The sequence below is a fragment of the Oceanobacillus damuensis genome (assembly GCF_001618145.1).
Lineage (GTDB): Bacteria > Bacillota > Bacilli > Bacillales > Amphibacillaceae > Oceanobacillus > Oceanobacillus damuensis.
The window spans coordinates 70,896-94,272 of sequence record NZ_LQNF01000015.1 but is presented as its reverse complement, the minus strand read 5'-3'; the positions used below and the strand labels follow the sequence as shown (position 1 = coordinate 94,272).

Here is a 23,377-nt window from a genome sequence, read left to right as displayed (position 1 = left end):
TTTTATGAATTCCCTGCTCCTGCTACGGCGTACAGGCAGAAGGTTTTGACTTGCTGATTGAAAATGAATGGAAGCCGGTTGTCACCTGGATTTGCTTAACCATCGGACGATATTACAAATTACGTTGCGCTGGATTATTCTATGTTAGTGGGACGATTATGAAATTGTTCATATTGCTGACAGGTTTATGGAGCAGGGAAATCTTTTCAATCACTGTTTATCGAGCCCTCAAATTGGAATACTATTTGGTTGATGACCCGTTGGAATTTTACAAATTCTGTTTTTGTGGTCATCGAAATAGGTCCTGATTGATTACATTTTTGATTATGTTAATATGAAAAAAGACATCATAAGAAGAAGGTGAAATGGCATAATGAAAGAAGAAAGAAAACAATTTTCCAGTGTATTCACATACGCTTCCATAATTGTCGGAATACTGGTACTACTGGGTGCTGTTTTCCCCGATCAATTTGGTGAAACTACTGGAGCTATTGGAGCATGGGTTACTGAAAATTTTGGTTGGTATTATATGACGATTTTCACTTTAATTTTGTTCTTTTGCATATTTTTAGGTTTTAGTCCAATCGGTAAACTCAAACTGGGTAAACCAAATGATAAACCTGAATTTAAGACGTTATCATGGTTAGCCATGCTGTTTAGTGCTGGTATGGGGATCGGCTTAGTGTTTTATGGCTCATCTGAACCAATCTCTCATTTTCTGGCTCCGCCTACTGCTGACCCTGAAACAAGAGCGGCTTTGGCTGAATCAATGCGATCAACTTTTCTGCACTATGGTTTTCATCCATGGGCTGTATACGGGATTGTAGCACTGGCCTTAGCTTATTCACAGTTCAGGAAAGGTGAAGTTGGTTTAATATCCAAAACATTACGGCCTATTTTAGGAGACAGAGTGGACGGGCCAATCGGCAATATTGTTGATGTGTTGTCTGTATTTGCAACCATTATTGGTGTCGCTGTATCCTTAGGGATCGGAGCAATGCAAATCAACGGGGGGTTGAACTACCTCTTTGGCATCCCTAACAATCAACTGGTCCAAGGCATCATCATCGCTGTCGTTACCGTCTTGTTCTTATACAGTGCCTGGAGTGGGTTAAGCAAAGGTATTCAGTATTTAAGTAATTTAAATATGGTCCTTGCAGGTCTGTTGTTTATTGCCATCTTAATTCTGGGTCCAACTTTATTCATTCTCAATATGATGACAAGTGCGACTGGTGATTATTTCAATACATTATTATACAATAGTTTGGATGTAGCCCCATTAAATGAACAAAAACATGAGTGGATGCAGTCCTGGACGATATATTATTGGGGTTGGTGGATGAGTTGGAGTCCATTCGTAGGAATATTTATCGCAAGGATTTCACAGGGGCGTTCCATCCGTGAATTTATCTTTGCAGTACTTCTCGTTCCAACCTTTGTGAGTATATTTTGGTTTAGCGCATTTGGTCTGACAGGAATTGAAGTGGGACAAAGTGCACCAGCCATATTTGATCTGCCACCGGAAACACAGTTGTTTGGTATTTTCAATGAAATCCCTATGAGTATCATTTTATCTATTATTACCTTGGTGCTTATATCTTCCTTTTTCATTACCTCAGCCGATTCTGCAACATTTGTTTTAGGTATGCAGACTGCCTTTGGTACGTTAAACCCTGCAAGCTTTATAAAAGTCGTTTGGGGATTATCATTATCAGCAATCGCATATATATTGCTGTTAGCAGGTGGGGAAAGCGGATTAAATGCCTTACAGTCCGCAGCAATTATATCAGCATTGCCATTCAGTGTTGTGGTCATATTGATGGCGTTAGCATTTTACAAAGATGCCAATCAGGAAAGAAAGTCCTTAGGGTTAACACTTACCCCGAACAAAAAAGCAATGAAAGAATATATCGATAGAACAAATGAGGAAGAACGTAGAAGGAGCTAAAAGGTCCAAGGAAAAGGTCCAAGGGGACAGGTTCCTTGGTCCATTTTTAAGATTAGGTCAGTGAACTGACCCTCCATGCCTTTCCAAAGCTCACTGACCAAGGTAGTTTATTTCATCTGAATCAACGTTTTACTGTGTGTTGCGTGAAGAAGTGGACCAAGGTTCCTGTCCCCATGGTCCTTCTAACTAACTGAATTTTTATCCTTCAATTGATGTACTTTATTGATTTAAGTCAATGACCATCCGAAATTCTCCTTTTACAATGAACGTAACAGTGGAAAAAGGAGGTTCATATATGGCTACCATTGCTAAAAAAATACCGTTTCATCGAAAATCAGCTCTAATTGCTGGTATATCGCTCATCATTATGGCGTTTGCGGCAGCTTTTTCCAATGGCCTTATCCTAGGAAATCTTGTGGTGCAAGGCGATGCAGGAACCACGCTTAATAACATCGTATCATCTATTAACCTTTTCAATGCTGGAATTTTTGGTTGGCTTATTATCCTAATAAGTGACATTGTAGTGGCTTGGGCTCTTTATACCTTCATGCACCCAATTAATAAAAATCTTTCATTACTAGGGGCAATGTTACGTTTAACCTATGCGGCTATATTAGGGATTGCCATCCTGAATTTGGTATTTGTATCTCTTCTCTCAAGTAGTCCTGACATTTTATTATTATCTAATGATACGCAACTTCAGAGTCTTATGATGCTGTCTTTGGAAGCATTTTATTTTATCTGGTCTGTTGGTTTGGTCATTTTTGGTGGGCATCTAATGATTATAAGTTATTTGTCTTTCCATTCAAATCACATACCTAAAATCATTAGCATCTTGTTATTTATTGCTTCAGTAGGCTATATAGTCATTCACCTATTCAGTACGTTTCTGTATCATTATGATGGCATTATTGATGTACTTGAAATTGCTTTTGCCGCACCAATGATTGCGGGGGAGCTTGGCTTTGGATTATGGTTGCTATTCCGAGGTGGTAAGGGTAAGAACCCTGTAAAAAGGCTTTAATTATTCCCAGTTTTCTTCTTTATAGACTCGTTTTTTAATTCTGCTTAGTGACTCAGGGGTAATTCCAAGATAACTTGCTAATTGATGTTGGGGAACACGATCGATTAAATGAGGACGTTTCAGTAATAAGGCTTTAAAACGTTCTTCAGGTGTAGAAGCGATAAATGCAGCAAACTCCTCTTGTACCTCACCAAAATTTTCTTCCATCATCCTGCGGGTCATTGATTCCAACTGATTATATTTGTCATACATGTCTTTTTCTGTATTCAGGTCACCAACAACTAATAGAGAGTCTTCAAGACAAGTAAAAGTGTAGTCAGAACATTTATCTTCTTTATGATGATTGAATACTACAATGGCTTGCTCTTCCGTGTAAAAATTGGAGGTGACCTCTTTTCCTTCTTCATCAATGGCGTACTGTCTTATGCAGCCCTTCAATACGAAATAACATTTTAAGGAGTACAGTCCCTTTTTTATATTCCTCTATAGGTATATTGTTAACAATAGCCTGCTGCTCCTCTTCGCTGAGGGAAGTGTATTTATTCATGATCTTAAACAGAATACCACTCATTTTTTCCACCCCACAGATTAATCATATTTACTCTAAAGTTCAGATATCTTATACACCTATATTAATATTTATATTTCAGAATGGAAAGAACCACAGGGACAGGTTCCTTGGTCCATTTTTAAAGATTTGGCCAGTGAACCTTGTTCCAAAGTTCACTGACCAAGATAGTTTATTGCATCGTAATACACGGTTTTATTATGTGTTGCGAGTGGACCGGGGTTCCTGTCCCCATGGTCCGTCGCCTGAAAGTTATAGCTTGACTATCGTTCAATAGGCACGGGCCACCCCTTTTTTCTGAAAATTGCTTGTTCTCCTAATTAATTTATGATAAGGTATTAAGAAGTTTAAACTTCTTTTTAAATAAATTAAAGGAGAGACTTCTTTTGGAGGATACGCAAACAATTAAAGACAGGATTGAAATGCATTTTAATGGATTATCAAAGAAGCAACAAAAAGTAGCAAGTTTCGTGTTAAATAATCCGACTTTTGTGGGGACGCATTCGGCAGCTGAAGTTGGAGAGAAGGCTGGCACAAGTGAAACAACGGTTATCCGCTTCTGTTACACACTTGGACTCACTGGTTTTGCGCAGCTACAAAAAGAGATCACTCTTTTTGTATTTAATCAAACTACTGTCAGTACGCTTGGTAATTACCTTTCCTCTAAAAGGGAACTTTTCAATGACCAATGTCTGATTGAAAAGGCGATGGGAGAAGACATTTCAAAAATTAACAGAATTGTTGAACATATTGACAGGAGATTATTTAATGAGGCAACACATAAACTACATGAAGCAAAAAGCATCTATATTATTGGAGCGGGAGCATCGCAGTTCCCTGCCCAGTGGCTGCATTTTACGTTGAATATACTTCGGCCAAACGTTTCGCTTATTCAAACAGAAACACCAGAATTAGTTCGGACACTACAGAAAATAGATGAAAAATCCATAGTCATCGTGATATCCCAACATCGTTACTTTAAAGAACCCATTCAAATAGCCGAATTACTTCATGGACGGGGTATACCAGTGCTCGCGATTACAGATTCCAAGCTAGCACCTATTCAAAAGCACTGTTCCTATATTTTTATATTAGAGCAAACAGAGAAGTCAACGATTGATTTAATGCCGGCACTTATTTCCTTTCTTAATTTATTGGTAACGGGAATGATGGCATTTGATCCAACCTATTACAACAAGCAACGTGTGAATTACGATGATTATAACAATAGTTTTATTGCAGAAAAATGGAGTTGAAATAAATGACAGAACAACAATTAGCAGAACGATTACAGCCAATCTTTGAACATTTGCATCAGAATCCCGAAGAAAGCTGGAATGAAGTAGAAACAACTGCGTATCTTGTAAAGCTTCTCCAGGAAGAAGGCTTACATCCCCAAACCTTTGAAAATATGACCGGATTGTATGTAGACATTGGAAAAGGCACCCCTAAAGTTGGATTCAGAACCGATATTGATGCCCTTTGGCAAGAAGTTGATGGAACATTCCGAGCAAATCATTCCTGTGGGCATGATGGCCATATGACAGTCGCACTTGGCGCCATTCTTTTATTGAAGGAATTGGAGCCTACACTATCAGGAGCAATTCGGATCATTTTCCAGCCAGCGGAAGAAAAGGCACAAGGAGCAAAATTGCTTGTGGAAAAAGGGGTAGTGGATTCCCTGCAATTTTTATTCGGTGCACATGTACGACCACTCATCGAATTACAAGACGGGACATACGCACCAGCATTACATCACGGAGCAGCGAAGCTTTTTTCTGGGAAAATTAATGGGATGGAAGCACATGGAGCACGACCTGAGCAGGGGGTGAACGCGATTGAAGTAGCAGCTGCACTGATTGATGGGCTCAAGCGAATTTGGATCAGCCCTGCAGAGTCAGCCTCTATCAAAATGACGCAAATACAGGCAGGTGGTACGTCAACAAATATCATTCCAGGCAGTGCAACATTTAGTATTGATGCCCGTGCCCAAACGAACGAAACAATGGAAGCTTTGACAAATGGCTTTGAAAAAGTAGTAAAAGCTGTCGGTACGCTATATGGTATTTCGATTGATTACCAAGTAGATGCTCATATTGCTGCAGCCCAGGTTGATGACACAGCAAAAGATATTATGAAGCAAGCAATTATCGACGTGGCAGGGAATGAAAAATGCGCACCAGAAGTAGTGACACCAGGTGGCGAGGATTTCCATTTTTACACCTATTCTAAATCACAGCTGCAAACGACGATGCTTGGCATCGGTTGTGGTGTTACACCAGGACTCCACCATCCAAAAATGACATTTAATCAAAAGCGTCTACCAACTGGGGCAAAAATAATAGCTCAGGCACTAGTAATCGCATTACAACAAGCAGAAGGTAGAGTAGACTCATGATTGAAAGCCGAGAACTAAAAACGATGGATGAAATGCAACAAATACAAGAGCTTGAACGGAAGGTTTGGGGAATTAACACCATCCCTACACATCAAACGCTAACAGCTGTTAAAAATGGCGGAATTATGGTTGGTGCTTATGACGTGGAGCAATTGGTTGGCTTCAGCTACGGATTTGCAGGCTTTCATAATGGAAAAAGCTATTTATGCTCTCATATGCTTGGGATTGACGAGGCCTACCGTTCAAAAGGCATCGGTGAAATGCTGAAGCAAAAACAACGTGAAATAGCGATAGAAAAAGGCTATGACATGATGAAATGGACATACGATCCACTTGAAACACGTAATGCTTATCTGAATTTAACCAAACTGAATGGTATTTGTGATACCTATATTGAAAATTGTTATGGTGAGATGCAGGACGGTTTCAATAAAGGCCTTCCATCCGATCGCTTTGAAATCCATTGGCATTTAACAAGTCCATATGTAGTTGAAAAACAGTTGCCAAACATAGAAAGCACAGTGAGCTTAAGTACATTAACATTTAATAAAGCAGGATTGCCTGTCTTTGCTGCTGGCGAGAAAACCGAACTAACAGAGTATGCATATTCCATCGCTGTACCAAAGGATTTTCAAGGATTAAAAGCAGCAAGCCAAGAGCTGGCAATGGACTGGAGATTACAAACACGCAAGCAATTCCAAAACCTTTTTAAAGCAGGATATGTGGCCGTTCATATAGAACCCTATGAAAACCATGGTGAATACATTTTCGTAAAAAAAGATACATTAGAACTTGGAGGAGAACAATAATGAAAATCACAGAAATTACAATCCGTCATTTACAAATGAAGTTAAAAGCTCCATTCACAACAAGCTTTGGAACTTTTACAACGAAGGAATTTTTATTGCTGGAAGCGAGAGATGAAGCTGGCACCGTTGGCTGGGGTGAATCTGTTGCATTTAACGCACCATGGTATAACGAAGAAACACTGCAAACAAACTGGCATATGCTGGAGGATTTTTTAATTCCTCTTATTTTAAATAAAGAATTAAACCATCCAGATGAAGTGAATGAAATTTTTGCTCCAATTCGTAAAAATAACATGGCAAAATCAACGCTTGAGGGCGCTGTTTGGGATATTTACGCACAACAAACAAATAAATCACTCGCCAAAGCCTTGGGTGGAACGAAGGTCAAAATTGAAGTTGGAATCAGTATTGGAATACAAGAGTCTATTGAAGAATTAGTAGCATTAGTAGATGGCTATGTGAAGGAAGGCTATAAGCGCATTAAAGTGAAAATCAAGCCAGGCTGGGACGTGGACGTCATGCGTACATTACGTGAAAGTTTCCCAGATGTAGCAATTATGGCTGATGCAAACTCGGCTTATCGCTTAGAAGACATTGACCTCTTAAAACAACTAGATGCATTTGACCTAACGATGATTGAACAACCATTAGCATCGGATGATATTATCGACCATGCACAGCTGCAAAAGGAACTAAAAACGCCAATTTGTTTAGACGAAAGTATTCATTCTCTAGAGGATGCACGAAAAGCCGTTGAGCTAGGAAGCACGAAAATTATTAATATCAAGATTGGTCGTGTCGGAGGGTTAACCGAAGCGAAGAAAATCCATGACTATTGTGAAGCAAATGGCATTCCAGTCTGGTGTGGCGGCATGCTGGAATCAGGTGTTGGCCGCTCCCATAATGTCGCTTTAACAACATTATCAAACTTTATTTTACCAGGAGATACAGCTGGTTCAAGTCGCTACTGGGAAAAGGATATTATCGTTCCTGAAGTTGTCGCTGCAGACGGTTATATAGATGTTCCAGAAACAACAGGCATTGGTTATGAAGTAGACCGGGAAACAGTTGAAGCATATACCGTAGCTAAGAAAAATTACAAATAAGGGAGATTGGCCGCATGAAAAAGAGTTTTCAAATAGGTAGTGCCTTTGTCGGACTAATTATTGGAGCTGGATTTGCCTCAGGGCAAGAAGTAATGCAATACTTCACCAGCTTTGGCATTTGGGGAACGGCTGGAGGAATTCTTGCTACCATCCTATTCATCTTTTTAGGGTACACATTCGCACAGCTAGGAACAGACCTACAAGCAACATCACATAAAGGAGTTATTTATCATATTGGCGGCCGATATATCGGAGCAATATTGGATATCTTAATTACATTTTTCTTATTTGGTGTAGCGGTTGTTATGTTTGCAGGATCAGGATCAACATTTGAGCAAATGTTCGGCATCGATACTAGAGTAGGGAGTATCATCATGGTAACCCTCACCATTCTTACTCTATTATTAAATACGAAAAAGATTATTAGTATCATAGCAATGATAACACCTTATTTAATCACTATTATTTTTATCATTTTAATCTATTCTATCTTCACAATGGATCTATCATTTGCTGAAGCGGACACCTTGGCAAAACAACAAGTCTCTGCTACAGACAACTGGGTTCTAGGTGCTTTTCTTTATGTGTCCTATAATCTAGCAGCCGGTGCAGCATTATTAATTGTGATGAGTGGAGGCGTTTTAGACCGTAAAGTTGCTGGCATGGGTGGTATTCTTGGTGGCGCCATGCTAGGAGGACTGATTATCCTGATCCATATTGGGATGTTAGTGAAAATTGATGTGGTAGCTGGTGCTGACATGCCAACACTGGCACTCGCAAATCAGCTCCATCCAGCTGTCGGCATATTAATGGCGATTGCGCTGCTCGGTATGATGTATAATACTGCGGTAGGTATGTTCTACTCCTTTACCGTACGGTTTATCGCACCTGATAGTAAATTATATAAACCAGCCGTAGTTGTTATCGGGTTACTTGGTTTTATCTTAAGTTCTGTAGGATTTACTACACTTATTGGAGAAGTATATTCAACAATGGGCTACTTAGGATTTGCGTTAATTATCGCTGCTGTTATTGCATGGATAAAAAAGGGAAAAGCCAAGTATCAGTAAATTTTAACTGAATTAAGAGATATGATTCCCAAATTTGTGATGGGGGTCATGTCTTTTTTTTATGGTGATTGTAGTTCACTGCTATTGATATAAAGGATATCTGTTTACACTAATTAAAAAACAATTTTCTGCTGATTGATATACTAAGTGGACATGAGGTCAAAATTCACTCCCTCTTGTCAGGTAACAGCCTTTGGGAATTCCTAATTAGAAAAATACAATAAACACGAACAGATCCTTTTAAATCAGTATGCGTATTTCATGGAAATTGAAAAATGATAATTTTATCGCAGTTGGAACCGGTTGGATATACATTAAATAAGCATTGTTACTTTGCAACTACTCTGTTATTAAGAACCCTGCCGCTTCAATATAGAAGTGGCAGGTTTTTTTTGACCAATTGCTACGATGAAACAAACTTACTTAGGATATATAAAGTCATCATGGGTATCTAGATAAGATTTTATCTTGAAGAAAAATTTCTTCTGTAGAGATAGGAAAAATAAAGAAGCAACACGATTCTTATATACATATTTCATGAGCATAGAGCTAGTTTTAATTACTAGTGTCCTTATGAAAAACCTCATCTACTTATGGTGCGGTTCACTGTAATTTTTTAAGAGGCAAAAAAATAAGCATTGGAATTATATCCAATGCCATTATGTTATTCAAAAATTATCTAACCAAGATCATTTGTTGAATATTACATCATTTCATCCATTTATTGGAAATAAATAATTGGAGTAACATTTCGTAATTCGACTAACCCCTAGTAACCCCAGCTTCTTCCATATTTATGCTATCTAGTATTAGACAATAATTGTATTCCTTGTCAACAAATACTCCAGAATATTAGAGGTATTTCTATATCTTGCTAGTACCTAGGCTTACATAAATTACCGCTGGGCCGACCGGCTCACCTCGATCCCATCGGCCACCTTTAGCTCAGATCCATCGATGCCATCCACGACATTTTTAACCATAGTGAGTTTCTCTCCATCATCGATCCTTATGCCGTTGGCCGCTTGACGGATGACGTTGGACTCCATCCTAATGCCTGTGGGGATTCCTTTGCCCCGTCCGTCAGTACCACGGTCATCACGGAGCCTGATAGACCAGAACCCATCAGTCCCTCCAGTGATGTGATTACCAAGCAACGTTGTACCCGGTGCATTGCGAATCTCAATACCAGCCTTGGAATCCTCACCAGCGGTGATCTTGTTGTCCTCAATTAGGGTGTCAGGAGTACCCAGTATAACGAGGATTCCTTGACGGTTTCCAATCAGATTGTTGGAGTATACCCAGTTTCCAGGCCCTGAGGCATCGTGCTTGTTCTTAGATCCACCAGAATTGCCCAGCGCGATGCCCGCCCGTTGACCACCAATGACGGTGTTGTCCCGGATCTCATTCAGGTATTCGCCCTCGCCGTGAAGGTCAATGGCGTCGAGGTGGCTGCCAACGATGGTGTTATCCGCCACGAGATTGTTGTGTGTCGGGAACTGCAGCAGAATGGCGTGTCGCAGATGCCTACCATCGAAGGTGTTGCTTATGACGACATTATGCCGTGAATCGTTGGCGGCATTTGGGTCATGCTGGTCAACTGAACCCTCGATAGCGATGCCGTAGCCCTGTCCGCCGGGACCAACGGCGGTTGCCTCACTGATGTGATTTCCAGAGATGGCACTTCACGGCTGGCCTTGACGGAGATACCGTGACGCTCGAACCTGCGGATGCTCAGATTCTCCACCAGAACTTGAGAACTCGACTTCCCTTCATGAGCTCCAAGGTAGACGCCATACATCGGTCCGCCACCCGCGTCTCCGTCGTCAGGGTCATCGCCAAGTGGTCCCTCATGGTGGGAGGTGATGGTAAAGTCCGCAATGATGACATCGTGGACACCAGAACCGCGGATCACTCGGCTGTTATCCTCGCCGTCGAGGGAGGTCAGCAGTACAGTATTCTCCTGACCTTCGCCACGCAGGTCCACGCCGCTTTGTAACACGATGTTCGCCGACTCGTCGGCCGGGTCAGTAGAACGTAGGTCATACGTGCCAGCTGGCAGCACGACCTCGTCACCCGGTTCGGCCGCATCAAGTGCCGCCCGGATCGCTGTTGCATCATCTTGTGAATCTGGTTCTGGATCTGCCCCAAAGTCCGTGGCGTCCAGGGTCCTACCAGTTGCCGGTCCTGGCGTCGGAACCTCAATTGGTTCGCCAGTCCGGTCCACCAAGCCAGGATCCTGCCAGTCGCCACGCTCAGGCGGGGTGGGTTCCACGGCATCATCGCTTTCGATAGGCCCGCCGGATTCCTCGACGGTGCAAGCAGTCAAGAGGATCACCAGTCCAAGGATCACCCACCACGAATGTACCGAACCACGCCTGCTGTTCCGAACGGATTCCTTCTTCAAACTTCTCACGTCCTTCCTTGACTTCTTTCGTCCCCTATGTGGGCACAAGAGAAAGTAGTGAGCCCGCGAGCCTCGGCTTGATTCACCGAGCCCGCGGGCTCACTACTTTCGGGGCGCCTGACGACCCATATCGGGTTGCCGACGTCATCCCATCGCCTGGGTTTATTTACGGGAGTTCCCCTTACCCTTGGCCTTGCTATTGTCCTTGCTGAGTTTAGAAGTTCAATGGAACGTCTTTTTCTAACGGAGTGTCTGCAGATGAACCACCAACATGCAGGCGGTATTTCCCGTCAGCAGTTTCCCACTCGCCGTCAGCCCAGTTCGCTAAGTTGTCCGGCTCTTCCGGAACGAAATAGGAGAACGGGTGGTTAGAGTCAGCATGGTTAATCTGTAGAGTCACTCGCTCACTCTCACCGGGATCAAGCTCAACCTTTTCGAAGTTGACGAGTCGCTTAGTCGGCTGCCCCGCCTCATCCGGAAGTGTTAGGTAGACCTGTGCCGCTTCTTTCCCGGCAACGTCACCAGTGTTTGTGATTGTGAAGGACACTTCAATTCCAGATAATGATCCTTTGTTGCCTTTGTTGCCTTTACCTTCACCGCGAACCTTCTTCACCTTGAGGTCGTCATACCCGAAAGTAGTGTAAGACAGACCGTAACCGAATGGGAAGAGTGGCTTCACGTCGTTAGCCTCGTACCAACGATAGCCCATCTCAAGGCCCTCTGTGTACTGAGCAATCAGCTGATCGGAACCATCACCGTATGGACCTGGTCCACCTACCTTACCAGTGTCTTGACGAGTTCCAGGATACTGCACTTCTGTCGCGAAGGCAGCTTCACGCTCAGTTGCACCGAATGTCATAGGTAGCTTACCGGAAGGATTGACTTTACCGTAAAGCAAGTTGGCCACGGCATTGCCATCCTCCATGCCTGGGAACCAAGCTTCAAGTACTGCTGGTACCTCATCCAGCCACGGCATAAGCACCATACCGGAAGTCTTCAGAACTACAGCAGTATTCTCCGCATTCGCCTCCAAGACTGCGTCGATTAGCGGCTCTTGTTCCACCCAGTTTTCTCGGTCCTCATGCTCATCAAGGTCGATAGCTGGGAAGCCTAGTGTGTCACGGTCCGCAGTCTCATGTGGGTTGTCACCAATCATAAGTAGCACAACGTCGGACTCAGCCGCTAGTTCTGCCGCAGCCTCAGGGTCACGGCCATCGTTGTAAGTCACTTCGGTATCATAACCAAGCTCCTCGATAACATTCTCTAAACCTTCCTGTGGTGTGACCGTATAAGGGGTCACTACGTTGTCATTGTTGTCTCGAATGGAGCGCGGAGACATTTTTGCCTCACCAGCAAACCATTCAACGCCGATTAATGCAATTGACTTCGGCTCGCCGTCTAATGGTAGGAAGCCGTCATCGTTCTTCAATAGCACGGAACCTTCCTCTGCCATCTTACGTGCGCTAGCGCCATTGACCATTGGATCAACAATCTCTGGCAAGAATTCATCGTAGGGCTCATCCATGTGGCCAAACTCGATCATCTTGATGTACCGTGGACGAAGCAGATTATCGATGTCGTCCTCGGTCACTAACCCTGAGTCAAGGGCTTCCTGAACCTTCTCCTGGGTGTAGTACTGTGGTGCCCAGTCAAGCTCAACATTTGTACCCGCCTTGATAGCAGCCACTGTATCGTGAATTGCGCGACGGTCACTCATAACGTAACCATCGAAGCCCCAGTTGTCCCTTAGGGCATCTTGAAGCAGTTCAGAGCTATCACAAGCATAGGTGCCGTTGACATCTGGGAATGAACACATCACAGAAGCTGGATCAGCATCCTTGACGGTCATCTCGAATGGCAGCATATAAAGCTCGTTCATAGCCGTTGACGGAACTTGAACACCCATCGTCCATCGCTCGGTTTCTTGCTCGTTTCCTGCAAGGTGCTTGAGTTGAGCTTGTACACCTTGGTCCTGGATGCCCTTGACCTGCTCAGTCGCCAAGATACCAGTTAGATATGGGTCCTCACTGAAGTACTCATAGTTCCGGCCATTGTACGGGTGACGCACGAGGTTCATGCCCGGTCCGAGCATCACGTGATGTGCGAAGGCCCGTGTCTCCTCGCCGAGGATTCGGCCTGCTTCATAATTCAACTCGTGGTTGAAGGTCGCGGCCATAGCCAGGGTAGACGGTAGTCCCGTCGCCTCTGGGTCATTGCCACACGATCCGCCTTTCACACCCGTACCACCGTTAGTCATACGGAGTGTTGGGATACCAAGTTCCTCAATACCACGGATTTGTCGGCCGGTGTCCTGCCACTCACACCCAGGGAGGGTACCCTGGGGAGCAAATTCGCCGTTCATATACTCGCTACTACCGCCCCTGTCGATAACAACCGTTTCACCGGTGTCGTTCTCATTGAAGCGCGAAATAGCGATTTGCTGGATCTTCTGTTCTATCGTCATCGCATCAAGAAGCAACTCGGTGCGCTTCTCAGCAGATAGCTCGGTGTTTATCCAAGGGAGATCGCCTTCTGTTCCATTGCCCATCGCACTTACAGAATTTAATAACGAGGACATGAAAATAGTTGCAATCATAAAAATTGAAATAGTTCGTTTTGCCATGTTGTTCTCTCCTTCTAGTTGTCTATTAGTCTTGAAATAATTCTTTTAGTTAACCTCTCCCTTTTTTTACTAGGTCTCTTAATATACAGAAAAACTATTACGGTATCATGTACGATTCATAACAAAAAAGTAACAAAAACTACGAAAATTATACCGACCCTAAAGCCCCAAAAAAATCATCCAACACTGTAGTAGCAATGGTTTGCCAAATAAACAATCAAGATGAATAAATTAAAATGAAATATAATTCATTACTGTGAATATACTGAAATATAATGGAGGAACTTCTATTTACCAAATATGATAATATTTGGAAATACAATCGCGGGTGGCGTGATGATGTTAATGAAAATTGGGGACTAAAAAGAACCACAGGGACAGGTTCCTTGGTCCATTTTTAAGATTAGGCCAGTGAACCTGTCCCTCCATGCTTTTCACCAAAGCTCACTGACCAAGGTAGTTTATTTCATTAGAATCAACGTTTTATTGTGTGTTGCATAAAGAAGAGGACCAAGGTTCCTGTCCCCATGGTCCTCTTTCTATCTCTTTACGACTAATATCTCTTCTTTTCCTGCAGTTACTTGTTTGACATCTGTGGCTTTGATAGAGCTCATCTCATCACTATTCGTGATAATAATCGGGATAATAGTGCCCCTTGCTTTTTCACGAATCACATCTAAATCAGCACTCAACAAAGGAGTCCCTTGCTTAATTTTCTTGCCTTCTTCCACATGGGCAGTAAATCCTTCCCCATTTAGATTCACCGTATCCAGTCCAATGTGAAGCAAGATTTCTGCACCATTCTCTGCTTCGATGCCTATCGCATGCAAAGTCGGAAACAGTTGAACAATTTTCCCATCGATGGGAGAAACTATTTCCCCGTTTGCTGGCTCGATCGCTACTCCGTTACCCATCATCTTTTCCGCAAATACAGGATCGGGCACCTCTTCCAAGCTGACTAATTTACCGCTAACTGGAGCAACAAGTGTAATATCCTTTATAGCTTCCTTTTTCTTAAACAGACTTTTTAGCATGTTCCTTCTCCTTTCGTTGTTTAATAGGAAGTAACACGATGTAAATCCCATTTTAGTAGATTCATTGCCACGCTTCCTGATGTATGAACTACAATCTCATCTGTTTCAATATCGTCAAACACACGAGAAGTGAATACTTCCTCACCATCGTTCAGGAAAATTTCAATGGAAGACGTATCTTTAAAAAGGTGAATTTTCTTTAAGTCCTTTAAATAACAATGCCTCGATTCTTGATCAGACAAATAGTAACTTTTTCGTTGAAAGGTAAAAACGCCCTCACGCTGATGATATATCAATTTCGACTCCCCAATCTGAATGGTCAGAGTTTCACCTTCCATACGGTCAATGGCCATTTTCATTTCAAATACTTGCCCATTGAAGCTTAATTGCTGATTATCTTTTAGGTTTACATTTAAATACCGAGTTTCTTCGCCACGGAGCAATTTCAACTCTTCTACCGGTCTTTGCAGTAGTTTTCCTTTTTTCCACTCAAGTTCGCGCGGTAGGGTGAGTGCATGAATCCAGTTAAACTTGGTAGTCGGCTGCTGGATGTCACTTTCTATTGCATTTCCCATCCAGCCAAATAGAATCCGCCTCCCATTTGGGTCCTCCATCGTTTGTGGTGCGTAAAAATCGAAACCTCGGTCCATTTCTACAAATGGGCCATGATTAAATTTGCCCTCTTTATAGTCCATTTTTCCCGCAATGTAGCCAGATTGAAACATATTTTGATACTCAAAACCATTGGGGTCCATGCCCTGTGGACAAACAAGCAGAATGTCGGTTCCATCGAGTTCAACTAAATCCGGGCATTCCCACATATAGCCTAGATCACCAAGACCATGATAGCCGCTGCCTGCCAGTATACCCTGAAAGCTCCATTCCTGAAGATCAGGAGAAGAATATAGGACCGCTACTCCTTGCTCTTCTATGGTTTGTGCTCCAAGCACCATATACCATTTTCCGTTGTTCAGAAATACCTTGGGATCGCGGAAATGTTCGGTATACCCTTCTGGTACATGGATGATCGGTCCCTTCTTTTCAAAATGTATACCGTCTTCTGACACAGCCAGGCATTGATAGGATTCACGGTTACCTTGTTCATCCTTTACATTGCCTGTGTAAAATAAATACAAGGTATCTCCTAAAACAGCGGCACTGCCTGAGTAACAGCCATTTCTGTCGTACCAGTCCCCTGGTGCTATAGCAGGTGGAACTTCCTTCCAATGAACAAGGTCTGTTGAAACATAATGTCCCCAAAACTTAGGTCCATGTGCAGTCACAAACGGGTTCCATTGATAAAAAACGTGATATTGTCCTTTATAGTAAACGAACCCATTCGGATCATTCAACAGCCCAACAGTCGGCATCAAATGGTAATGCAGGCGATATGGATCACTCCCTACCAAGGATTGATGCGTTTTCACGTGCTGGTTTGCTTTTATTATAATCTCATTTGATATACTCATAACAATTCTCCTACTTCGTTTGTATCTCTGGCTGCTTTACTTCTTTAAGCATCTTATCGCTAAAACCGAAGAACCAGGTTAAGGTAAATGCTATAGCAATGGCGACCGCATTCGCGATAATATATTGGACCAGTTGCCCATTAAGATATAGAAGCATACCCGGAATAACGGTTACGGCCATGCCATTTCCGGCTAACCCCATAACCGATGATAAGAAACCACCGACGGCTCCGCCGATTAGTGCCATCAGGAATGGCTTGAAATAGCGCAAGTTCACTCCGAAAATCGCTGGTTCTGAAATTCCCAGAAAGGCCGAAAGAGAGGAAGGAAATGCCAGTGCTTTCAACTTACCAGAATTTGTTTTCAGTGCGACAGCTAAAGTTGCGCCACCTTGTGCTGCAACCGCACAGGTTACAATTGCGTTATATGGGTTATTGCCGAATGCCTCAAGCAGCTGGATTTCAAGAAAGTTGAAGACATGGTGAACTCCAGTAACAACAATGACCTGGTTAAGTCCACCCAGAATGATTCCGGAAATTCCTAAAGGCAATCCAAGTACCGCTACGACTGCATCAAGCAATACCATTTCAACTGAATGAAAAACAGGACCTATCAGGAACAGAGACAAACTACTCATAATTAATAGGGTAATAAACGGCGTGACGAGTAAATCCAACACTTCTGGTGTCTTTTTGCGAACCCAGCGTTCGACCTTTGCCCCAATTAAACCTGCAATAAATGCGGGTAGTACAGACCCTTGATAACCTACAACTGGAATAAAGCCGAAGAACATCAATGGTTCAGCTGTCTGACTGGCTACTTCATACGCATTCGGCAAGGCAGGGTTCACTAGCATTAAACCCAATACCACACCAACGATTGGGCTACCGCCAAATACCCTGAATGCAGACCATGCCACAAGTGCTGGTAAGAAAGCAAATGCTGTATCCGTTAACACTTGGGTGTACAGCAAAAAGTTCTGTGATACATCATCAGGTGTCATGCCAAATAAAGCTAAAATATTTTCTTGCATAAGGAGACCACGGAGCCCCATGAATAAACCTGTTGCCACCAGCACTGGAATAATCGGTACGAAGACATCACCGAATGTGCGGATTGCTGCCTGGAAGCGTCCTTTTTTCCTTGCAGCTGCAGCGCTTTGCTCCGATTTACTTACACCATTAAGGCCCAGTTTTTCAGCCTCTTCATACATTTGGTTAACCGTTCCTGTTCCAAAAATAACCTGATATTGCCCGGAATGAAAGAAAGCCCCTTTTACCTTATCTATATTTTCCACTTGTTCCTTATCGATTTTCTCTTCCTCGTTTATAATAAATCTTAGTCGTGTTGCACAGTGGGTAACAGATGCAATGTTTTCCTTTCCCCCAACTGCATCCAATAATTCTTGCACAATTTGTTTGTTGCTTTTCTTTTGTTTTGTATCTGTCAATTTACTCGCCCCTTTTTTCATGGTGTGCTGCTCTAAGGAAGCCAGCTTGACTAATGGCTTCCCTTTTGACCTGCTTGCGCATGGAATCGATTCCACATTGGATGAATATATTAAATGAACTTCGAACGGAAAATTCCCCTTGTACCATGCGTATTGGTCATACAGTCTACCTCAGCCCGATAAAGAAAACCGTTCATGTTCCTTTTATTATTTTTCTTCATAGTATGGAATCGATTTCGCAGCAAATAGTAATATATATGAAATCGATTTAACTATCATTCATCCTTTATTCTTCCTCTGTTTGGTTCTCGATTCTCTTTTCTTTGTTATCTCTTACTTTTGTATGATGGTGTTGCTTTCCCCTAAGGGACTTTATGACTCCTTTCTATATAATAAGGAATCGATCCATACTAGGATTAATTATAAATAGATCTTTTTACAGCGGAGATTAACCTTGCTCAGCATGTGATAATAGCTCCCTCTACAGAATAAGAGAAACCCGTTGCAGTTCCTTTAAATCCATGCTGAAATGGTATGGAATCGATTCCACATTGGGTTTGTGACAAATGGAGCTTTGCACATTAGGTGTTTTATCTGCTTAGTGCGTAATGAAATACTTCCGCAGAATGGGTGCTGCCGGTACTGTTCCATTTACTGTTTAATATATAGAAACGTTATAGACTTAATAAAGTTTATAACGTTTGAAATCGATTTCATGTATATTATAAACTCTTTCTCAATACAAGTCTATAGTCCAGTACAACTTTTTCTGTACATTTTTGTGCATGCATTCGATTGTACAGCTGTCTTGCTGCTACCTCTCCTGCTTTCTCATTTTGGTAATCTACCGTTGTCAGCGGAGGATCGAGATAGCGAGTGATTTCCGATGCGCCAAAGCCGGCAATTGCCATATCTTTCGGAATGCGGATTCCCTGCTTTTTCAAATAATTTATCGCCCCTATGGCCAGTCTGTCTGTTACAGCAATAACTGCAGTAGGAATTGATTTTTTATAAGTCGTACTAGCTGAAGTCAGAACTTTTTCCATTGCATCGTGTCCTGAATCAATATCAAAGATTGCTTTCTGCATCCATTCCTCATTAACCTTCAACTGATTAGCAACCATTTCATCTAAAAAGCCCTTTTTCCGCAAATAACCTACCGCCCGGTCCGTTTCGTCCACGCCAATAAAGGCAATGTCCTGATGCCCCTTTTTTATAAAGGTAAGTGTCAGTTCACGTGCAGCATGATAATCATCAAATGTAACCGACATAATCCCATCAACTGCCTGCCCAATCATCACAAGGGGAATATTTATCTCTTTTATTTTCTCTACAAGAACAGGCTCCGTGTTGGTGGCAATCAATATAATTCCATCGACCCTGCGCTCTTTTAACAGTTCGAGATATTCCATTTCCTTTTCTTTGTTTAAATTGGTATTCGCCAGCAGGATCTCATAACCTTGCTGCGATAATTCTTTTCCAATCCCTGTTACGATACGGTTAGATGTTTCAGTCTGTATCGTCGGCAAAATAACGCCAACAATTTTCGTCTTCTTTGTCCTTAGTGATTTGGCATAATGACTCGGTATGTACCCTGTTTCTTCAATAACCTTCTCCACCCGTTTTCTGACATCCTCACTAACATAGCCGGAATTATTCAGGACACGAGAAACAGTTGTTCGAGATACTTTTGCCATTTCGGCAATATTTTTTATAGTAACCAAGGTTTTAACCTCCCATCATTACTTTATTTTACCATGGCAAGGGGTGTTTTGCTTCTGTTTGGGATATTTTTTAACACGGACAAAAGTTAAGTCAAGTGGTAGATATATTTGCGCTAATTATGGCAAATTTGGAGGTGGATCTCCCTTTCGCAATTACTGCCTCAAAACTCCGCACTGCTAGTTCAAAAACATGGCAAGACTAGAGCAACTTTCTTCATGGCAATAAACTCATATTCCACTTTTTGTTTTACCACTATTTATGGTACGGTTCACCGTGGTGTATCTAAGTGAGGTTTTTAATATGAAAAAGAGAGTAAACTATTAGTTTACTCTCACTTCTTCCCTAGCAGGCAATTCGTTAATTGATACCTCATGGAATTTTATATTTAAGTCATGTAATCTCGATATCTTCTGATTAAATTCTTCAAGTTTCTTTTGTTGCTCTGTGTTTATTTCTCGCTGTGTTTTAAAAGAAAGACTGCCACGTTTATTTTTAATTTTATCTAATGCAATTTCTCTCCACATTTTCTTAGCTCCTTTCTTTGCTCTAAATTTAAACAAAGGGAGTGAATTAAACGATATACTTCTCTTGTCTCCATTATACTATCTGTAAGAAGAAAAAACAAAGCCTTTGTGTTATCTTCATCTGCATGAAAATTAAATACCCATGTATTATTATTATTCATTTGTATGCTGAGTGATACAATAAAACGGTTTTTATATGGTGTGTCAAACTCTGGTTCATATCTATCTTCTCTTGGTCTCAAAGCTCTTAAAACTGCATAATCCTCGTCTGAAATATTATCAGGTATGGAAATGTTTTCTGGTGAATGTCCTGACGTACCAATATCAGCTATTTTATAAAGATAATCCCTTTCAGTATTATTCATCTCATAAATAGTAAATCCTGAAAAGAATTTAAGTGAATAAATTTGGAAATGACTATTAATAAACTGATAGAATACGGTTACTATTTCTTTAAAAAGTTCTACAACTAAAGAATTTTGTTCCTGTAAATCTTTAAACTCCTGTTTAAGTTCCAAATAGTTTTTTTCAGCTTCTTTTACATATTTTTCATGTTGCTCTTTTTGCAGGTTTATCTGTTTTTCTTTCATTAAAAGTTCCTGCCTACTGGGATTATGAGTAACAACTTCATCGTAAAGTCCATAGAATGAAAAATTATATGGTAAATACTTCACGAATAGTTCATACTCTTGTTTTTTTGCCACTCGATAAGCACCTATATGGAAATTAGTAGAATCTATGGGATTAATCATTTTTAAAAAGTGAAGAACGTATGTTACAAATAAAGCAACAAGTATAGTTAAAATTCCGCTGACCACTTTAGTTAATATCGAGGTTTCAGGTAAGAATACTATCCCTAAACCAATGAGGAATCCTAGAATAATAGGAAATATAGATTTAATAATACTCCAAAATGTCTTTTTAGTGAACGGTGCAATTAGTAGAGTAGGTAACCATCGACCTAACTTTTCATCACTATAACTTTTTTGTAGTGTTTTAAAGAACTCATCGAAATCTCCACTTAAATTTAATAAACTTTGTTTGAAATTTGAATCCATTTCATACTCCTTAAAAGCTAAATATTCTGTTTATATTACTTTTCTAAACGTCCATTTATTTTTTTCCAATGATTCTTTACCTGGTGCTCCATAAGGTTATTTGTACTGGAGTTTTTATCAAACTCCTCTTGTGCTCTAGAAGCATAGCTTAAGAAATTCCCATGACCCTTATTTTTTTTACCTAAGTGCGTATAATTTTTATACAAACTTTTTCTTTGTGCTTTCTGATTTGTTTTTTTAGTCAATCGGTTAGATATTCTCACCTTTTTGTAGGCTCTACTATAATACTTAAACAGGCTTTTCTCCCTTATTCTTACATTAATTCCATCAAAGCTAAAACCTAAATAATCCAATTTTGATACTTCGCCTTTCAAATTGACTATTCTATTTTTTGTATAGAAATACTGTTCCGTTTTTTCTTTTTGTATCTCCAAATTTGGTACTTTTTCTCTTATTACCTCAACAATATCTTCGTGAGTCTTATGGTCAAATCCTTCGACACTTTTAATAGGAATAACTATGATTAAGTCATCACAGTATCTTCTATATAATCCGTTATTTTCTTTAGCATAAGCACTAAGCAAGCGGTCAAATTCTAAAAGATAAATATTTGAACAAACTGAACTAATGCCTGCTCCCTGAGGGATACCAAAGGTCTTCTGGTTCTTATGTACATTCCCTTTTTTAAAATCCCTAAATTCCTTTTTTGAAAAATATCTTAGTAATTGAGGTTTATCTTTTCCATATTTAACTTTTAGTTCCTCGTCTATATCTTTCTTTTCCACCCAACTATACTTAGTAATATTTTTATACACTGCATAAAAATCCTTAGGAAGTGTTTTTATACCTAACACTAACTTTAACTGTTCCTTTAAGTAGTGATGGTCTATTTTATCAAAGAACTTAGTAAAATCAGCTACATATATAAAAGCTTCATTTTGTTTAGTTATAAAATCAATTACTTCTTTAGCAAAGTTAATATTGCTTTTACCCGGGCAATTATTCCTATAAGCTGTAGAAACCTCACTAATACCAAGGTCATCCACTATATCGTTATATTTATTATTTAAGATATCGCCATAATATTTATAAATATAACTGTCAACATGGGAAGCATAGAAAATGTCACGCTCTTTAGGCTTCTTCCTCTTTTCTTTTCTTAAATACTTATTAAATTTTATTTGAAAATGAATGAACGGGTAAAACCCATGCTGTTCTACCCAGCATGGGTCATATATTTTATCTTTAATATTCTTAAAAGAGACTTTCCTGTCGAAATGAATATACCTTTTAGTTTTATATTTATCTTCATTTATTTTTGAAGAGCTTGCAAAGGTATATAATCGTAGCCTATTATCCTGAACCATATTCAGTCACCCCTCGCAAGCATACATTTTTTCACTCATAGACTACTAATCTATGATAGGACTACTTGTTTCACTTATATGCTATACTTTAATTAGTATATTGGAAAGGTCAATTAATACAACAGAAGGTGTGGATGTCTTGATGTATTATTCTTTAGCAATATCCATAATAATTGATATCTGTTTAGTTACAGAAATTATCATTAAGGAATGGATAAGGGTTGACAGAAATTCACCATTCGCCCTCATAACTACTTTTACGAGACATGTCTATTTTACCATATAAGGCCATATTTACCAACCAGATTTACTAGATTTTTCTTATTATTTTATTTATTAAGTACTTATCTTACCATCATTTATATAAAAACAAAGTTGAACATCTTCAGAATGGTAGATACCTATCCGTTGGATAGAACAAGACTTTAATTGTACCTCCTCAGTAAACTCAACTTCTTCATCACTCTCTAATAATTGATTAATTTCTTCTTTACTTTCAAAAATAACGATAGCCTGGTGATAATGAAGCTTAAATTCCCTCAGACCTTCACCATTACTCAGGTATTCATAAAGCCCATAGAATTCCTGTTTCAAGTAAGCTAAAAAATCACTATCAATTTTACTAGAAATTAATTTAAAGTCTTTTAAACACCGAATTTTATTCATTTGCTATAGCACCAATGCGACCTCTGGATTCTTTCAAAAGCATAACAGACTACAACCCCTACGACGGTACCCATTAAAAAATATTGCATTATTATTCCTCCCTACTAATATTCATTTTTGATACTTTCTTT

Annotated in this window: 18 protein-coding genes and 1 pseudogene; 7 read left to right on the top strand and 12 right to left on the bottom strand. The window is 40.5% G+C overall.

The genetic code is table 11. The features are described from left to right. Nucleotides 1–373: 373 nt before the first annotated feature. Together A4245_RS11260 and A4245_RS11255 are read left to right on the top strand one after the other, a co-directional pair. Nucleotides 374–1,948, top strand: a complete 1,575-nt coding sequence (locus A4245_RS11260) for a BCCT family transporter (RefSeq protein ID WP_067727901.1) — start codon at nucleotides 374–376, stop codon at nucleotides 1,946–1,948. A gap of 295 nt (nucleotides 1,949–2,243) precedes the next feature. Next, entirely contained in the window at nucleotides 2,244–2,972 is a 729-nt protein-coding gene (locus A4245_RS11255) for a DUF4386 domain-containing protein (protein ID WP_067727899.1), read from the top strand. Here the strand turns inward: A4245_RS11255 and A4245_RS11250 are convergent. Next, a pseudogene (locus A4245_RS11250) lies at nucleotides 2,973–3,543 on the bottom strand (Crp/Fnr family transcriptional regulator). A gap of 383 nt (nucleotides 3,544–3,926) precedes the next feature. Between A4245_RS11250 and A4245_RS11245 the strand changes: the two are divergent. Genes A4245_RS11245 through A4245_RS11225 form a run of 5 tightly spaced genes read left to right on the top strand, consistent with a single transcriptional unit; the run spans nucleotide 3,927 to nucleotide 8,923 of the window. After that, nucleotides 3,927–4,796 (top strand): MurR/RpiR family transcriptional regulator, encoded by an 870-nt coding sequence (locus A4245_RS11245; RefSeq protein ID WP_067727897.1) that lies wholly within the window; start codon nucleotides 3,927–3,929, stop codon nucleotides 4,794–4,796. 5 nt (nucleotides 4,797–4,801) lie between these two features. Then, nucleotides 4,802–5,938, top strand: coding sequence for an amidohydrolase (locus A4245_RS11240; RefSeq protein ID WP_067727891.1), 1,137 nt, complete (start codon nucleotides 4,802–4,804; stop codon nucleotides 5,936–5,938). Beyond that, a complete protein-coding gene (locus A4245_RS11235) occupies nucleotides 5,935–6,747 on the top strand; it encodes a GNAT family N-acetyltransferase (RefSeq protein WP_067727889.1) in 813 nt (270 codons plus the stop codon). Before A4245_RS11240 ends, A4245_RS11235 begins: the two co-directional genes overlap by 4 nt. Then, nucleotides 6,747–7,853, top strand: a complete 1,107-nt coding sequence (gene menC, locus A4245_RS11230; RefSeq protein WP_067727887.1) for an o-succinylbenzoate synthase — start codon at nucleotides 6,747–6,749, stop codon at nucleotides 7,851–7,853. Before A4245_RS11235 ends, menC begins: the two co-directional genes overlap by 1 nt. A gap of 14 nt (nucleotides 7,854–7,867) precedes the next feature. After that, nucleotides 7,868–8,923: a YkvI family membrane protein gene (locus tag A4245_RS11225; RefSeq protein ID WP_067727886.1), complete on the top strand. Its 1,056-nt coding sequence runs from the start codon at nucleotides 7,868–7,870 to the stop codon at nucleotides 8,921–8,923. An 896-nt stretch (nucleotides 8,924–9,819) separates the two neighbouring features. Here A4245_RS11225 and A4245_RS11220 read toward each other — a convergent pair. From A4245_RS11220 to A4245_RS11165, 11 genes are all read right to left on the bottom strand, one after another. Continuing rightward, nucleotides 9,820–10,536 carry a right-handed parallel beta-helix repeat-containing protein gene (locus A4245_RS11220; RefSeq protein ID WP_234402406.1) on the bottom strand — a complete coding sequence of 239 codons (717 nt, stop codon included), beginning with the start codon at nucleotides 10,534–10,536 and terminating at the stop codon, nucleotides 9,820–9,822. Then, nucleotides 10,470–11,330: a glycosyl hydrolase family 28-related protein gene (locus A4245_RS11215; protein ID WP_067727875.1), complete on the bottom strand. Its 861-nt coding sequence runs from the start codon at nucleotides 11,328–11,330 to the stop codon at nucleotides 10,470–10,472. Before A4245_RS11215 ends, A4245_RS11220 begins: the two co-directional genes overlap by 67 nt. Nucleotides 11,331–11,544: 214 nt before the next feature. Then, nucleotides 11,545–13,953, bottom strand: a complete 2,409-nt coding sequence (locus A4245_RS11210; protein ID WP_067727873.1) for a beta-glucosidase — start codon at nucleotides 13,951–13,953, stop codon at nucleotides 11,545–11,547. Nucleotides 13,954–14,492: 539 nt separating this feature from the next. Next, nucleotides 14,493–14,987 carry a PTS sugar transporter subunit IIA gene (locus A4245_RS11205; protein WP_067727871.1) on the bottom strand — a complete coding sequence of 165 codons (495 nt, stop codon included), beginning with the start codon at nucleotides 14,985–14,987 and terminating at the stop codon, nucleotides 14,493–14,495. A gap of 20 nt (nucleotides 14,988–15,007) precedes the next feature. Then, the gene (locus tag A4245_RS11200; RefSeq protein ID WP_067727869.1) at nucleotides 15,008–16,456 is read right to left on the bottom strand and encodes a sucrose-6-phosphate hydrolase; all 1,449 of its coding nucleotides are present in this window, start codon (nucleotides 16,454–16,456) and stop codon (nucleotides 15,008–15,010) included. A 10-nt stretch (nucleotides 16,457–16,466) separates the two neighbouring features. After that, nucleotides 16,467–17,906: a sucrose-specific PTS transporter subunit IIBC gene (locus A4245_RS11195; protein ID WP_234402404.1), complete on the bottom strand. Its 1,440-nt coding sequence runs from the start codon at nucleotides 17,904–17,906 to the stop codon at nucleotides 16,467–16,469. Nucleotides 17,907–18,628: 722 nt separating this feature from the next. Beyond that, on the bottom strand, nucleotides 18,629–19,630 hold the full coding sequence (locus tag A4245_RS11185) for a LacI family DNA-binding transcriptional regulator (RefSeq protein ID WP_067727862.1): 1,002 nt from the start codon (nucleotides 19,628–19,630) through the stop codon (nucleotides 18,629–18,631). Between the two features lie 321 nt (nucleotides 19,631–19,951). Beyond that, nucleotides 19,952–20,155: a hypothetical protein gene (locus A4245_RS11180; protein WP_067727854.1), complete on the bottom strand. Its 204-nt coding sequence runs from the start codon at nucleotides 20,153–20,155 to the stop codon at nucleotides 19,952–19,954. Further along, complete coding sequence (locus tag A4245_RS11175; protein ID WP_067727852.1) at nucleotides 20,134–21,213, bottom strand: hypothetical protein; 1,080 nt, start codon at nucleotides 21,211–21,213, stop codon at nucleotides 20,134–20,136. Before A4245_RS11175 ends, A4245_RS11180 begins: the two co-directional genes overlap by 22 nt. A gap of 35 nt (nucleotides 21,214–21,248) precedes the next feature. After that, nucleotides 21,249–22,580 (bottom strand): reverse transcriptase/maturase family protein, encoded by a 1,332-nt coding sequence (locus A4245_RS11170; RefSeq protein ID WP_234402403.1) that lies wholly within the window; start codon nucleotides 22,578–22,580, stop codon nucleotides 21,249–21,251. 336 nt (nucleotides 22,581–22,916) lie between these two features. Further along, on the bottom strand, nucleotides 22,917–23,246 hold the full coding sequence (locus A4245_RS11165) for a hypothetical protein (RefSeq protein WP_067727850.1): 330 nt from the start codon (nucleotides 23,244–23,246) through the stop codon (nucleotides 22,917–22,919). Nucleotides 23,247–23,377 lie beyond the last annotated feature (131 nt).